The 14,646-nt window shown below is 61.2% G+C and carries 15 protein-coding genes and 1 tRNA gene; 6 read left to right on the top strand and 10 right to left on the bottom strand.

The window, feature by feature from the left end:
* Positions 1 to 19: 19 nt before the first annotated feature.
* Positions 20 to 1,621 carry a 5-guanidino-2-oxopentanoate decarboxylase gene (locus tag ACZYR5_RS17945; RefSeq protein ID WP_489090841.1) on the bottom strand — a complete coding sequence of 534 codons (1,602 nt, stop codon included), beginning with the start codon at positions 1,619 to 1,621 and terminating at the stop codon, positions 20 to 22.
* An 84-nt stretch (positions 1,622 to 1,705) separates the two neighbouring features.
* Positions 1,706 to 1,873, bottom strand: coding sequence for a hypothetical protein (locus tag ACZYR5_RS17940; RefSeq protein WP_489090840.1), 168 nt, complete (start codon positions 1,871 to 1,873; stop codon positions 1,706 to 1,708).
* On the opposite strand from ACZYR5_RS17940, the gene ACZYR5_RS17935 reads away from it, so the two are divergent.
* The 3 genes from ACZYR5_RS17935 (at position 1,872) to ACZYR5_RS17925 (ending at position 4,903) form a co-directional block, all read left to right on the top strand.
* Positions 1,872 to 2,990 (top strand): succinylglutamate desuccinylase/aspartoacylase family protein, encoded by a 1,119-nt coding sequence (locus tag ACZYR5_RS17935; RefSeq protein WP_489090839.1) that lies wholly within the window; start codon positions 1,872 to 1,874, stop codon positions 2,988 to 2,990. The genes ACZYR5_RS17940 and ACZYR5_RS17935 overlap by 2 nt on opposite strands.
* Before the next feature lie 132 nt (positions 2,991 to 3,122).
* Positions 3,123 to 4,157, top strand: coding sequence for a hypothetical protein (locus ACZYR5_RS17930; protein WP_489090838.1), 1,035 nt, complete (start codon positions 3,123 to 3,125; stop codon positions 4,155 to 4,157).
* Entirely contained in the window at positions 4,136 to 4,903 is a 768-nt protein-coding gene (locus ACZYR5_RS17925) for a hypothetical protein (protein ID WP_489090837.1), read from the top strand. Before ACZYR5_RS17930 ends, ACZYR5_RS17925 begins: the two co-directional genes overlap by 22 nt.
* Positions 4,904 to 4,963: 60 nt before the next feature.
* Here the strand turns inward: ACZYR5_RS17925 and ACZYR5_RS17920 are convergent.
* The 5 genes from ACZYR5_RS17920 to dapA all read right to left on the bottom strand — a co-directional run bounded on the left by ACZYR5_RS17920 (position 4,964) and on the right by dapA (position 8,653).
* Positions 4,964 to 5,053: transfer RNA gene (locus ACZYR5_RS17920), tRNA-Ser, on the bottom strand.
* A gap of 83 nt (positions 5,054 to 5,136) precedes the next feature.
* A complete protein-coding gene (purC, locus tag ACZYR5_RS17915; protein ID WP_095171833.1) occupies positions 5,137 to 5,850 on the bottom strand; it encodes a phosphoribosylaminoimidazolesuccinocarboxamide synthase in 714 nt (237 codons plus the stop codon).
* Positions 5,851 to 5,878: 28 nt separating this feature from the next.
* A complete protein-coding gene (locus tag ACZYR5_RS17910) occupies positions 5,879 to 6,637 on the bottom strand; it encodes an MBL fold metallo-hydrolase (RefSeq protein WP_027619253.1) in 759 nt (252 codons plus the stop codon).
* A 4-nt stretch (positions 6,638 to 6,641) separates the two neighbouring features.
* Positions 6,642 to 7,757: an NlpB/DapX family lipoprotein gene (gene bamC / locus ACZYR5_RS17905; RefSeq protein ID WP_489090836.1), complete on the bottom strand. Its 1,116-nt coding sequence runs from the start codon at positions 7,755 to 7,757 to the stop codon at positions 6,642 to 6,644.
* 17 nt (positions 7,758 to 7,774) lie between these two features.
* Positions 7,775 to 8,653, bottom strand: a complete 879-nt coding sequence (gene dapA / locus ACZYR5_RS17900; protein WP_489090835.1) for a 4-hydroxy-tetrahydrodipicolinate synthase — start codon at positions 8,651 to 8,653, stop codon at positions 7,775 to 7,777.
* 328 nt (positions 8,654 to 8,981) lie between these two features.
* On the opposite strand from dapA, the gene ACZYR5_RS17895 reads away from it, so the two are divergent.
* Complete coding sequence (locus ACZYR5_RS17895; RefSeq protein WP_489090834.1) at positions 8,982 to 9,542, top strand: glycine cleavage system transcriptional repressor; 561 nt, start codon at positions 8,982 to 8,984, stop codon at positions 9,540 to 9,542.
* Positions 9,543 to 9,553: 11 nt separating this feature from the next.
* Entirely contained in the window at positions 9,554 to 10,027 is a 474-nt protein-coding gene (locus ACZYR5_RS17890) for a peroxiredoxin (protein WP_489090833.1), read from the top strand.
* 107 nt (positions 10,028 to 10,134) lie between these two features.
* Here the strand turns inward: ACZYR5_RS17890 and ACZYR5_RS17885 are convergent, their stop codons facing one another.
* Both ACZYR5_RS17885 and ACZYR5_RS17880 read right to left on the bottom strand, forming a co-directional pair.
* Positions 10,135 to 11,205, bottom strand: coding sequence for an AI-2E family transporter (locus tag ACZYR5_RS17885; RefSeq protein ID WP_489090832.1), 1,071 nt, complete (start codon positions 11,203 to 11,205; stop codon positions 10,135 to 10,137).
* A 29-nt stretch (positions 11,206 to 11,234) separates the two neighbouring features.
* The gene (locus tag ACZYR5_RS17880; RefSeq protein WP_489090831.1) at positions 11,235 to 11,474 is read right to left on the bottom strand and encodes a sulfurtransferase TusA family protein; all 240 of its coding nucleotides are present in this window, start codon (positions 11,472 to 11,474) and stop codon (positions 11,235 to 11,237) included.
* 97 nt (positions 11,475 to 11,571) lie between these two features.
* Between ACZYR5_RS17880 and ACZYR5_RS17875 the strand changes: the two genes are divergently transcribed.
* Positions 11,572 to 13,005, top strand: coding sequence for a M48 family metalloprotease (locus ACZYR5_RS17875; RefSeq protein WP_489090830.1), 1,434 nt, complete (start codon positions 11,572 to 11,574; stop codon positions 13,003 to 13,005).
* Positions 13,006 to 13,275: 270 nt separating this feature from the next.
* Here ACZYR5_RS17875 and flgE read toward each other — a convergent pair whose 3' ends face one another.
* A complete protein-coding gene (gene flgE / locus ACZYR5_RS17870) occupies positions 13,276 to 14,622 on the bottom strand; it encodes a flagellar hook protein FlgE (RefSeq protein WP_489090829.1) in 1,347 nt (448 codons plus the stop codon).
* Positions 14,623 to 14,646 lie beyond the last annotated feature (24 nt).

Raw genomic sequence — 14,646 nt, 5'->3', positions numbered from 1 at the left:
AGGGTTCGGCGGAGGCTGCTCAGGCAGACAGGAAGGCGGCAGCGTCGAGTTCCAGCAGTACCGGCTGACGGGTATCGACAAGACCCGCGAGCACATCGCGCAATTGCGCGCGGCTGCTGATCGACCGGTGCTGCACGTGGCAGGATTTGGCCAGCGCGGCGAAGTCCGGCGGCAGAATGTCGACGCCCAATGGCGGGATGTCGCGCGCAGTCATGTAGTCGCGAATCTCGGCGTAGCAGTGGTTGTTCCACAGCACCACGATCACCCCGGCCTGCGCCTCACGGGCAGCGATCAATTCGGCGCTGGAGAACTGCACGCCACCGTCGCCGACCACTGCCAGCACCGGACGCCCGGGCATCGCCAATTTGGCACCAATCGCCGCCGGCAAACCGTAGCCGAGGGTGCCGAAACCGGTGCCGGCGTTGAACCAGCTGTTGGCTTGCGGCGCCCGGTAACCCAACGCGCCCTGGTACACCGGCTGCGTCGAGTCGCCGACCACAATCGGCGCCGGCAGGCTGTCGCGCAGGGTGTCGAGCATCTGCTGCATGACGTTCTGTTTGTGGTTCCAACTGCTGCGCTCGGCGGCATTGGTGCGGGCCACGCTGAGGCTCGGCCAGTCGCTGACCTGAGTCTCTGGCAGGCCATTCAACAGCGCCTGCAGGCCCAACTCGGCGTCACCCAGCAAGCCGACGTCGGCACGGGTGGCGCCGAGGATTTGCAACGGATCGATGTCCAGGCGAATCAGCGGCGCGTTCAACGCCAATGGCCCGAGGCCGAAAAAGTCGTAGTCGGTTTCGCCCAGCTCGGTGCCCACTGCGAGCACCACATCGGCTTCGCCGAACAACGCCCGACCGTGAGCCGACGACTGCACGCCATCGAGCAACAGCGGGTGCTCCGGCGCCAGCAAGCCACGGGCATTGGTGGTCAGCGCGACGGGGGCCTGCAGACGCTCGGCCAGTGCCTGCAAGGCCGGGCCGGCACGCCGTGCACCGCCACCGGCGAGAATCAACGGCTTGCGTGCCGCCGCCAGCAATTGCAACGCCGCGTCGATGTTCGCGGCGGCCGGCGCCGGGGCTTGCGGCAAGTTGCGTGGACGCAGATCGAGACCCTCGGCCGGCATCTCGAGCACGTCCAGGGGAATTTCGATGTGCACCGGACGTGGCCGTGCACAGCTGAACAACGCAAAGGCGCGGGCCAGGACTTCCGGCAATTCCTGCGGCCGTTGCAGGGTATGGCTGAAGGCGCAGACGCCGGCGACCACTGCACGTTGATCGGGCATTTCGTGCAGGTAACCATGACCCAGGCGCTGGTGTTCGCGGCGGCTGGTGGTGGAGATCACCAGCATCGGGATCGAGTCGGCGTAGGCCTGGCCCATGGCGGTGAGAATGTTGGTCATGCCGGGGCCGGTGATGATGAAGCACACCCCTGGCTTGCCGCTGGCGCGGGCGTAGCCGTCGGCCATGAAACCGGCGCCCTGCTCATGGCGCGGGCTGATGTGGCGCAGCGAACTGCCGTGCAGTCCGCGATACAGCTCGACGGTGTGCACGCCGGGAATGCCGAACACCGACTCCACACCGTAGCCTTCGAGTAACTGGACGAGCGCCTGGGCACAGCTGGTCATGGGAGCACCTCTTTATTCTTGTATTGAGGCGGGCATATCCCTGCCTGTTTCGAGGGCTCTAGTATTGGTGACAAAACAATTACATCAATCGAAATAAATTTGCGCCTTCGTCCAATTTAATTGAACAAAACCTGGGCCTCTTGGGGCGCCGAATGGATCATCTGGTTCACCAGTGACAGGTAAATTATTCGATTGTTGGGGGCGTAAATTTTCATAAAGATGCAACGCCTGACCTGACAAGGAGCGTCCCATGCGCGTGCACCATCATCCCCTGCTGACCCGCACGCCCTGCACGCGGCGAGAGTTGATCAGCCTGCATTACGGTCAGGCCGGTGGCGCCGGCAAGGTCTATCTGCAAGCCAGCCTGCACGCCGACGAACTGCCGGGCATGCTGGTGTTGCATCACTTGCGGCAACGGCTCGACGCTGCCGAAGCGCGCGGCGAGATACTCGGCGAAATCGTCCTGGTGCCGATCGCCAATCCGATCGGCCTGGAACAGACCCTGATGCACGACGCCATGGGCCGCTTCGACTTCAACAGCGGCGAGAACTTCAACCGCCGCTATCCGGACCTGGCTGCGATGATCGTTCAGCGCATCGGCGACGAACTGGGCAGCGATGCGCTGGAGAACCGCCGGATCATTCGCCAGGCGATGATCGAAGCCCTGCAACACCTACAGCCAGGCAGCGAAATTGACTCCTTGCGCCAGGCGCAATTGCTGCTGGCGGTGGATGCCGATGTTGTCCTCGACCTGCATTGCGATGCCCAGGCGGTGGTTCATCTGTACGGCGAGACGCCCTACCGGGACGAGCTCGAACCCCTCGCCCGCTACATCGGTGCCCAGGCCACGCTGCTGGCCAGCGGCACCGGCGCCGGCTCGTTCGACGAAGCCTGCGGCCAACCCTGGTGGCGCCTGGCAGAACGGTTCGCCGACCGTTTCCCGATCCCCGCCGGCTGCGTCGCCGCCACCGTCGAATTGCGCGGCGAAGCCGAGGTCGAACACGCTCTGGCTGCCACCGACGCCGCCGCGCTCTATGCCTTCCTGCAACACCGAGGCATCCTCGCCGGCACAGCTCCCCCGCTGCCAGAACTGCTGCAACCGATCACCCCGTTCGAAGGCTCCCTCACCCTCCACGCGCCGTGCGCCGGGCTGGTGGTGTTCCTGCACAAACCGGGTGCCTGGATTGAACGTGACGAAGCGCTGGTGCACATCATTGATCCTGTCAGCGGGCACACCGAGGTGGTGCGCAGTTCCGTCAGCGGCGTGATGTACATGCGCAGTGCGATTCGGTTTGCGGCGGCAGGGGTGGAGTTGTGCAAGGTGGCGGGGGCGGAGGTTTTGGTGGGTGGGGGCGGGGTTTCGGCGTGAGGAGGGTTCACAAATCGCCCCAGCCATCGGGCGAAATGCATACCGGCAATGCCGCATTGTGTTAACCAATTTTTTGACCTGTTAACCATGCCGGCTTACAGTTAAAAAAACAGGTTTACAAGGTGACGTAAAATGCCGGCTTTAAAGGACGACATCAGGCTTTATTTCGAATCGATACTCGGTGCGGATGTCACAATAAAGCCGGCTTCGGCGCTCAAGGTTCCTCACTACATCAAAGAGTCGTACCAACTGGCCAATCTGGTCGTCTCGCTAGGCGACGCATCAAGGGCATCTCACCTATCGATGATCCTGCTGCTACCGGTCAACGACCAGTACCCGGGCGTCGTCACCCTCGGCAAACACCTCGTCCAGGTTCGAAAAGTCACCGACGAAGTGATCGTGTACGCGTGTAGGTCACTCTCGGTGTCAGAACGGCGAAGTCTGATCGCAAGCCAGATCAACTTTATCCAGCCTGGCTACCAGCTATTCATCCCCGAACTGGCGATGGACCTGCGCGAGAGGATTCGCGCGCGACGAAACGAGCAGGCGGTGTCGGCACTTTTTCCTGCGGCCCAAGCCATGCTGCTGGCACGCCTGTATGAGGGCTGGGACCGCGAAAAGCCCTTCAGTTCCCACGCCATCATGGAAGGGTTCAAGTACAGCCGGGTCACCCTTGGCAAAGTCATCGATCAATTGACGACGCTGGAGATCATCCACGCCACTGAAAACCCTGGATTCAAAAAACTCTATTCATTTACCGCCACTCCTGCAGCGGTCTACGCAAAGGCCCGCCCTTGCCTGCGCTCGCCGGTAAAACGCAAAGTCGCAATTGACCGCTTGCTTCAGCCGGACAACGGCGTATTTCTAAGCGGCGAAAGCGCCCTGGCCACACTCACGATGCTTGCAGATCCAGCACAACCGGTTTTTGGCATGAGCAAAAATCAGTTCGACCGCATGCGCGGGGAGCAGGCATTCAAGGTCGCCGAATCGCTTGATATGACCAAGGCCTGGATAGAAATCTGGGCTTATTCCAGCCTCAAGGAAGACCAGCACATCGCCGACGAAGCGTCGTTGCTGCTGAGCCTGCAAGACAACCCGGATGAGCGGGTACAGCAGGCTCTGGATGAACTCAGGGAGAACGTGACATGGCTCAAATCCGAGGATTAGACGTTTTCGGGCACTACTTCAGCGCATTCCAACATCAATACGTCCTCATCGGTGGTGTTGCCTCCTGGCTCACCATGGACGCATCTGGCCAAACATTTCGAGCCACCAAGGATCTCGATATTGTTCTGGTTATCGAGGCCCTTGACGCCGAATTTGTCTCGGCATTCTGGGCCTTCATTCACGAAGGTGGCTACGCGATCAGGCAGGTGGTCGGCACGGGCGGTCGACGGCCGGTTTTCTATCGGTTCCAGAATCCAAGAGATGAATCCTACCCCGCCCAGATCGAATTGTTTTCGCGGGCACCGGAAGGGATCGAGCATTCGGAGAACGCGACACTGACCCCTGTTCCGACAGACGAGTCAGTCTCAAACCTGTCAGCGATCCTGCTCGATGACCACTACTATCACTTCCTCCTGGAAGGTCGTCAGTCGAATGAGGAAATCACCTTCATCGGCGCCGATCGCTTGATTCCACTCAAGGCTCATGCCTGGCTCGACTTATCAGCGCGCAGACAAGCGGGCGAACAACTCGATAGCAGGAACATTCGAAAACACCGCAATGACGTCTTGCAGTTGAGCGGTCAATTGACCGGCGACCCCATAACGCTGCCAGACGGCATACGGAACGACATGCGAACCTTCCTCGAACACTTGGCTAAGGAAGAGATCAATCTCAAGGACATCGGACTGAAAGGCTCCCTGGAGCTGTACGTGGAACGCCTGGCCTTGAGCTTCGGGGTGAAGTAGCCCAATCCCGGAAACGAAAAAGCCCCCGCGCTTTTCAGCTACGGGGGCTTTTCTGTGTAATGGCGGAGAGATAGGGATTCGAACCCTAGGTACCGGTGAAGGTACAACGGATTTCGAATCCGTCCCATTCGGCCACTCTGGCATCTCTCCAACGGCGCGAATCATAACAGCACGGTCACCGAAAGCAAGCCCTCTGGTGAATTTTTTTCCGTGCTATCAGATGCTTGCGTCGATTACAGCGGTACGCCAAGGCGGTTGGCGACTTCTTCGTAGGCTTCGATGACGTCACCCAGGCCCTGGCGGAAGCGGTCCTTGTCCATCTTCTTGCCGGTGGCCTTGTCCCACAGGCGGCAGCCGTCCGGGCTGAACTCGTCGCCCAGGACGATGGAGCCGTCGTGGAATACGCCGAATTCGAGTTTGAAGTCGACCAGCAGCAAGCCGGCGTCGTCGAACAGTTTGCTCAGGACTTCATTGACCTTGAGCGACAGTTCTTTCATGCGCACCAGTTGCTCGGCCGTGCCCCAACCGAATGCCACGACGTGGGATTCGTTGATGAACGGGTCGCCCTTGGCGTCGTCCTTGAGGAACAGCTCGAAGGTGTAAGGGTTGAGCTTCATGCCCTCCTCGACACCCAGGCGCTTGACCAGGCTGCCGGCGGCGTAGTTACGCACGACGCATTCAACCGGGATCATGTCCAGCTTCTTCACCAGGCACTCGTTGTCGCCCAGCAGTTTGTCGAATTGGGTCGGTACGCCGGCCGCTTCGAGTTTCTGCATGATGAAGGCGTTGAACTTGTTGTTCACCATGCCCTTGCGGTCGAGTTGTTCGATGCGCTTGCCGTCGAACGCCGAAGTGTCGTTGCGAAACAGCAGGATCAAGCGGTTGGCGTCGTCGGTCTGGTAAACCGACTTGGCTTTGCCGCGGTAGAGTTCTTCACGTTTTTCCATGATGGGCTCCGCTTGCTAAGTAGATGGGCTAGGCGATGTGTCGCCAGTCGAGCCCTGAATCTTGATCGGCCAGTTGCAGCCAGTCCGGGTCGCACCCGAGGGTGTCGACAAAACATTGCCGGGCCAGCTGCGGCAGGTTGTTCTTGCTGCTCAGATGGGCCAGTACCAGGTGTTGCAGGTCTTTCCAGCCCAACTCGGACACCAGGAATGCCGCCTGGTGGTTGTTCAAATGTCCCAGTTCGCCACCCACCCGCTGCTTGAGAAAGGTCGGGTAATGGCCGCGCGCCAGGCGGTCACGGCAATGGTTGGACTCGATCATCAATGCATCGAGGTCCTTGTAGCCGTCCAGCACGGTCGCGCAATACGAACCCAGATCGGTGAGCAGGCCAAACCGCCGCGTGCCGTCACTGAAGACGTATTGCGTCGGTTCCCGTGCATCATGGGCCACGGCGATCACGCCGATGCTCAGCCCGCCGATCTGCAATTGTTCACCTCCAGCCACGAACCCTGCCGGTTCGACCGGCTTGCGCATCCCGCGCAAGGTGCCACGGCTGAGGTAAACGGGAATATTGTAGCGCCGAGACAGCAAACCCACGCCATGCACGTGGTCGGCATGTTCGTGGGTTACCAGTATCGCGCTCAGCTGCGTCGGGCATACACCCAGGCGCAGCAGGCGTTTTTCGGTTTCCCGCAGGGAGAAACCACAATCGACCAGGACACAGGTGTCGTCACTGGCTATCAGCGTGCCGTTCCCTTGGCTACCGCTGCCGAGAACGGCAAAACGCATTCGATCAGCCCAGGTTGTCCTGAATCACGCCCAACACTTTGCGCGCCACTTCAGCCGGCGCCACGGTGTTGATGTCTTTTTCCACGGTGACCTGGACGTTTTCGCCGACCTTGCTCAGGCGTACCTGATAACGCTCGGCGCGCGCCTCGACTTCTTCCTTGGCTGGAGAGCTGCCGAACAGGCTCGCGAAGAAGCCAGGCTTCTCGTTTTTCTTCTCGGCTTTTTCCGCCAGGTTGATGTAGTACAGGCCCAGGCTGCGGTTGATGTCTTCAACGCGCCATTCACCCTGCTCCAGCGCACGACCCACGCTCGACCAGGCGCGGTCGAGGTCGTTGCCGACGTTGAGCACCGGGTTGCCGCTGCCGTCTTCGATCAGGCTGACGCGGCTCGGGGTGTCGAAATCACGCGAGGCGAGCATCGAGACCGAACCGCCTTTCTCGGAAATGCGGCTCATGCTGGCCAGCATGTCGTCGACCAGCGCGGCGTCGAGACCGGTGTTGACCGAACGGTTGGTGAAGGCCACGTCATCGCTGCTGCCGGCAGGACGCTCGGCGCTGACTACGTAGACTTCACTGGTGTTGCGCTGCACGCCCGGCTCGATGCGTACCCGTACGCGGGTCTCGGCATCGGCGGCGACGCCGGCACTGGCCAGGCGCTTGGCCATCGCCGCCGACAATTCGTCGGAGCGCTGCCAGGTGGTGGTGAACTCGCCAGTTTGCGGACGCTGCTGGTCCAGGCGGAAACCGTTGTCCTGGAAGAACTGTACGGCTACCGGCCAGACTTCAGCCGGCGGACGTTGAGCCATCAGCCAGCGCGAGTCGCCGCTTTTCTGCAGGCTGTAGTCACTGGCTTCGGCAACGGCGGACAACGGTTGCGGACGCGGCACGACGTACTCACCCTTGGCGGTGTCGTCGGCCACGTTGCGCGGGATCGGCAGCAGTGGATCCAGACGTTTGGAGGTCTGGATGTCCGGCGGCAGTTGCATCGGTGCAGTCTGTTGCGCTTCGAGGTAGTCGCTACCACGGTCACGGAAATAACCTTCCGGGCCCCAGACCCATCCACAGCCACTGGTGCTGGAGATGATCAAGGCAAGTGCGGAAAGTCCGGCCAGTCGCTTCATGCGTATTACTTCCTCAATTAAACCAATACATCGCACTGGCGCAGGGCCGAGCGAAGCGTTTCATGACAAGGAGCGCTCAACCAGGTCAAAGGCAGGCGAATGCCTTCGTGCATCAGGCCCATTTCGACCAGAGCCCATTTCACCGGAATCGGGTTGGCTTCGATGAACAGGTCCTTGTGCAGCGGCATGAGTTTTTCGTTGATGGCCCGTGCGGTCTCGGCGTCGCCCTTGAGTGCGGCTTCGCACAGGTCGGCCATTTCCCGCGGCGCGACGTTCGCGGTCACGGAAATGTTGCCCTTGCCGCCCAGCAGGATCAGTTCGACCGCGGTCGGATCATCGCCGGACAGCACGATGAAATCCGAACTCACGCCATCGAGGATGGCCTTGGCGCGCTTCAGGTCGCCAGTGGCTTCCTTGATGCCGATGATGTTCGGCACGCTGGACAGGCGGATCACGGTCTCAGCCTGCATGTCGCAGGAGGTGCGACCGGGAACGTTGTAGAGGATCTGCGGGATGTCGACGGCTTCGGCGATGTGCTTGAAGTGCTGGTACAGGCCTTCCTGGGTCGGCTTGTTGTAGTACGGGACTACCAGCAGGCAGGCGTCGGCGCCGGCTTCCTTGGCGTTGCGGGTCAATTCGACAGCTTCGCGGGTCGAGTTGGCGCCGGTGCCGGCGATCACCGGGATACGCCCGGCAACCTGCTTGACCACGGCCTTGATGACGGCAATGTGTTCTTCGACGTCAAGGGTGGCCGACTCGCCGGTCGTGCCGACGGCGACGATGGCGTGGGTGCCGTTGTTGAGGTGGAAGTCTACGAGTTTGCTGAGGCTGTCCCAGTCAAGACGCCCTTGTGCATCCATGGGAGTGACCAGTGCCACCATACTGCCCGCAATCATGCAAACGCTCCTGCCGGAAAAAGAGAGCGGTAATGGTACTGGCGCCAAGATGCTTGCACAAGCGAAGTACTGCGCTCATGCCATTCCCCTTGGCGCCGCTTTTCGCTACCCTTCAGACTTTGATCCGTACCGACCGCCTCGCGCGCCGGGTTCACGCCTCCATTTTCGGCCTCACAAGCCCCGTTCCTGCGTTGCCACGCCGCCGAACCTGCCTTGCGCAAGCTCGAAGCAACCCTTTGGTCCGGACCTTGTAGATTTCGCATCCGGACGCCTGACCGACGTGCAAGCCTGTCCAGGTACCGACCGCTCATCGCTTTAGGAATGCTGCATGTCCACCCCCACAGTTCGCGAACAATTCCTTGTCATCAGTGCCCTCGGCGCCAACCCCATGGAGCTGACTAACGTCCTGTGCCGCGCCAGCCATGAAAACCGCTGCGCCGTGGTCACCTCCCGCCTGACGCGCCATGGCACGTGCAGCGCGCTGGTCCTCGAGATCTCCGGCTCCTGGGACGCCCTGGCGCGCCTGGAGACCGGTCTGCCGAGCCTGGCCAAGAAGCATGCGTTCACCGTCAATGTGGTGCGCAGTGCGGCCCTGGAAAACCGCCCGCAAGCCCTGCCCTACGTCGCCTATGTCAGCGCCGCCTATCGCTCCGACATCATCAATGAACTGTGCCAGTTCTTCACGGATCACAACGTCGAGCTGGAAAACCTGACCTGCGACACCTACCAGGCGCCTCAGACCGGCGGCACCATGCTCAACGCCACGTTTACCGTGACCTTGCCAGCCGGCGTGCAGATCAGCTGGCTGCGTGACCAGTTCCTCGATTTCGCCGACGCGCTGAACCTCGATGCGCTGATCGAGCCGTGGCGTCCACAGAACCCAATGTAAGGAGGCTTGCCATGGCCGTAGCCATCGACCAAGTAGTTGCCGACTTCACGGCCCCCGCCACCAGCGGCCAGACCGTGAACCTCGCAGCCCTCAAGGGCAAGCAGGTAGTGATCTACTTCTACCCCAAGGACAGCACGCCGGGCTGCACCACCGAGGGCCAGGGTTTTCGCGACCTGTACCCGCAGTTCACGGCTGCCAACACCGAAGTGTTCGGCGTCTCGCGCGACAGCCTGAAGTCCCACGAGAACTTCAAGTGCAAGCAGGAATTCCCCTTCGAGCTGATCAGCGACAAGGACGAAGCCCTTTGCCAGCTGTTCGATGTGATCAAGCTGAAGAAGCTGTATGGCAAGGAATACATGGGCGTTGATCGCAGCACCTTCCTGATCGACAAGAATGGCGTGCTGCGTCAGGAATGGCGTGGGGTGAAGGTGCCGGGGCACGTTGATGCGGTGTTGGCGGCGGCTCAGGCGTTGAATCAGGGCTGAGTTGCATCGTCTGATTTGACGCCATCGCGAGCAGGCTCGCTCCTACAGGGGATCGCGTATCGTCTGTAGGAGCGAGCCTGCTCGCGATGGGGGCCTAAATACTCACACTACAACAACGGCGCCACCTCAGGCTCCTTGCGCGGCCAGGCATCCAGAACGGCCTTGAACAGGGTCGCCAGCGGAATCGCGAAGAACACCCCCCAGAATCCCCACAATCCGCCGAACAGCAGCACCGCACAGATGATTGCCACCGGGTGCAGGTTCACTGCCTCCGAGAACAGCAGCGGCACCAGCACGTTGCCATCCAGGGTCTGGATAATCCCGTAGACCGCCATCAGGTAGATGAACTGGTCGCTCCAGCCCCACTGGAACAAGGCGATCAGCGCCACCGGCACCGTCACCACCACAGCGCCGACATAGGGCACCACCACCGACACCCCCACCAACAACGCCAGCAGCGCGGAATAGTTGAGCCCCATCGCGATGAAGCCGATGTAGGTCACCCCGCCGCAGATCGCCATTTCCATGACCTTGCCGCGAATGTAGTTGGCGATCTGCCGGTTCATTTCCTGGCCGACCCGGGTGATCAACGCGCGCTCCCGAGGCAGGTAGCCGCGCACCCACTGGCCGATCATGGCCCGGTCCTTGAGGAAGAAGAACACCAGGATCGGCACCAGCACCAGGTAGATCATGATGTTGACCAGCAACGGCAGGCTGGACAGCGAAAACGTCAGCGCCCACTGCACGAATTTTCCGATTTCCGCACGCGCCACTTCGATCGCCCGCAGTACCTGCTCGTCGGAGACCAGGTGCGGATAGCGCTCGGGCAGCAGCAACAGCAGCGATTGCCATTTGGCGAGCATGCCCGGCAATTCGTTGAACAAGGCGATGAGCTGATGCCAGAGCAGCGGCACCACGACCACGATGAACAGCAGTAACAGCCCCATGAACAGGGCGAAGACCAGGCCCACCGCAAGACCGCCCGGCAGGCGCAGGCGTTCCAGGGTGCTCACCAGCCCCTGCATCAGGTACGCCAGGACCATCCCCGCCAGGACCGGTGCAAGCATGCCGCCCAGGGTGAGTACGGCGGTGAACGCCAGAACCAGGAGTACGGCCAGCACCACCGCTTCTTCGTCGGAGAAGTAGCGCTGAATCCAGTCGCGTAGCACTTTAAACATCAATCTTCCTTAATCGGAGGGGTCGTCAGTCAGGCTTTTTTCAGCCAGTAGCGGTAGACGCCAGCATCATCTTCTTCGCGCAGCAGGGTATGACCGGCCAGGCGGGCAAAGGTGCGAAAGTCGCGCTGTGAGCCGGCATCGGTGGCAATCACCTTGAGCACCGCGCCGCTGGCCAGGGCGTTGAGGGCCATCTTGGCCTTGAGCAGTGGCAACGGACAATTGAGCCCGCTGGCATCCAGTTCGGCATCATGGGCTACAGCGTCGGTCATTGCGTCACTCCGTTCAGGTGATTGAGCCGCCTAGAATATCTGGTCCCAGGCCAAGTGTCCGGCTACAGTAAGCTCTTTGTCGACTAAGGCTTCGTGCATGACTTTTCTGCGCCCTACCCTGCTGACGCTGGCTTGCCTGCTTGCCTCACCGGGCTTCGCCGACGACCTGCCGTCACTCGGCGACGCCAGTTCTGCCATTGTCTCCCCTCAGCAAGAGCACGACCTGGGCCGGGCCTGGCTGGCCATGCTGCGCAGCCAGGTGTCGCAACTCAATGACCCACAGCTGAAAAACTACGTCGAAACCAGTGTCTATCGCCTGGTGGAGACTAGCCAGCTCAACGACCGACGCCTTGAGTTCATCCTGATCAACAGCCCGCAACTCAACGCCTTCGCCGCACCTGGCGGGATTGTCGGGGTCAACGGCGGGCTGTTTCTCAATGCCCAGACCGAAGGCGAATATGCTTCGGTGCTGGCCCACGAATTGGCGCACTTGTCGCAACGCCACTTCGCCCGAGGCGTCGAAGCCCAGCAACGCATGCAGGTGCCGATGATGGCCGCGCTGCTCGCCGGGATCATCGTCGCCGCCGCCGGTGGCGGTGACGCCGGTATCGCCGCGATTGCCGGCAGCCAGGCCGCCGCGATCCAGGAACAGCGCCGCTTCTCCCGGCAGAACGAGCAGGAGGCTGACCGTATCGGCATTCTCAATCTGGAGAAAGCCGGCTACGACCCGCGCTCGATGCCGAGCATGTTCGAGCGCCTGTCGCGTCAGTATCGCTTCGACGCCAAGCCGCCGGAATTCCTCCTGACTCACCCGGTCACCGAATCGCGGATCGCCGACACCCGCAACCGCGCCGAACAGGCGCCGGTAGGCGGCAAGGAAGACACCCAGACCTACCAACTGATTCGCGCCCGCGTGCAGTTGTACTACGAAGAAACTTCGGGGCTGGCGGCCAAGCGCTTTCGTGCGCAGCTGGACGACAATCCGAAAAATGATGTGGCGCGGTATGGCTTGGCGATCGCCCAGATCAAGGGCAGCCAGTTCAACGATGCACGCGAGACCCTCAAGCCACTGCTGGCCAAGGCGCCCAACGAAGTCATCTACAACCTGGCACAGATCGAGCTGGACATGGACAGCAATCGCCTGGCCGATGCCCAGAGCCGGGTTGAGCGGATGATTGCGCAGTACCCCGGCAACTACCCGCTGAACCAGGCCCGCGTCGATCTTATGCTCAAGCAGAATCGCCCCGCCGACGCGGAAAAAGCCCTGGAATCCCTGCTCAAGAGCCGCCCGGACGATCCGGACGTGTGGTACCAGGTCGCCGAGACCCGCGGCCAGGCCGGCAACATCATCGGCCTGCATCAGGCCCGTGCCGAGTATTTCGCCCTGGTGGGCGACTACCGCCAGGCCATCCAGCAACTGGACTTCGCCAAACGCCGAGCAAGCGGCAACTTCCCGCTGTCGTCACGCATCGACGCCCGTCAGCGCGAGTTGATGGAGCAGGAGCGGATGATCAAGGACATGATGGGGTGAAGTGCACGTCTGCAGAATGAACCCACTGTAGGAGCCAGCCTGCTGGCGATGAAATTGACGCGGTGTGGCTGATGGCCTCATCGCGAGCAGGGCTCGCTCCTACAGGGTATTGCGGCGAACACAAGATTTGATGCCGCACAAATCCCTGTAGGAGCTGTCTTGCCAGCGAAAATCTCAGAGCGCCGCGTACATCCAGATAGCACGCGTCATCGTTGACGTCCTTCGCCAGCAAGCCGGCTCCTACACCCCCACCGCGTCAGCGCAACACAATTACGCCATCTGAATGATGGTCTGCATGATGGTGCTTTGCGTCGAGATGGTCTTGGCGTTTGCCTGGTAGTTGCTCTGGCCCTTGATCAGGTCCACCAGTTCACTGGTCAGGTTGACGTTGGAATCTTCCAGCGAGTTCGACACCACTGAACCCAGGGTACCGGTCTGGCCCACGTCGTAGGCCGCGAAGCCGGAGGTGTAGGTCTCTTTCCAACTGGTGCCGCCCACCGCCTGCAAACCTTGCTCGTTGTTGAAGCTGGCCAGGGTCACCTGGCCGATCGCCTTGGACTTGCTGTTGCTGAAGTTGGCGAACAGGGTGCCGGTGCCGTCGATGGTCAGGTTGGTGATCTGGCCGGTGGCATAGCCGTCCTGGGTCGGCAGGTTGCGGATGGTTGCCGAGTTGTACTGGGTGGTGCTGGCCAGGTTGTTGCTGATGCCGGTCGCGTTGCCCACCGCACCGTTAGCGGTCCACACGCCATCCTTGACCGTACCTGGGGTCCAGACGCCCGCGCCCATGACAATCGAATTGCCGCTGACGGTGTACGGGGTGCCAGTGGCTGGTGCGGTGATGTTCAGCAGCTTGCCGTCGGAACCGAAGTTCATGGTCATGGCGGCCTGGTTACTCGCGGTCACCGGGTTCACGCCGGCCGGTACGAAGGCCTGGCCATCTGGGTTACGACCATCCACCAGGGTGTAGGTCTGCCAGGTGTTGGCACCGGTCTTGACCACGTACTGGTCCATGTTGTGCTGGTTGCCCTGGCTGTCGTAGACCGGGGTGGTGAACATGTCGGTGTAGGTATCGATCTTGCTCGGATCGAACGGAGTGACCGCCGGGTCGATGTTCGGCTTGCCGGAGTTCAAGTTGATGCTCGAGGAAATGTTGCCGGTGGTTTTCGGCTCGAGGTTCGACTGGTCGATTTTCAGGTCGCCGATCACGTCCTTGAGGATCTTACCGTTGGCATCCACCGCATAGCCTTGCAGGCGCGCAGTACCGCTGCTGTTGGTGATGAAGCCGTCCTTGTCGACGTTGAACGTACCGGCGCGGGTGTAGGTCAGCGAGCCGCTGTCGTTGAGCACGAAGAAACCCGAGCCCTGGATGGCCATGTCCAGCACGTTGCCGGTGTTGGTCACGTCGCCCTGACGAAATTGCTGGGATACGTTGGCCAGGCTCACGCCGCTGCCGATGGTCTTGTTGCCGGTCCCCAACTTGGTCGCCGAGTAGACGTCTTCGAATTCCACACGGGAAGATTTGAAGCCGGTGGTGGCGACGTTGGCGATGTTGTTGCCGGTAACGTCGAGTTGTTTGTTGGCCGCATAGAGGCCGCTAAGGCCGATATTGAAAGACATGTTCCACTCCGTTGTGCCGCGCTA

This window comes from Pseudomonas sp. F007 (assembly GCF_057814275.1).
Note: the sequence above shows the minus strand (reverse complement) of the source record. Positions and strands in the feature narration are given on the sequence as shown.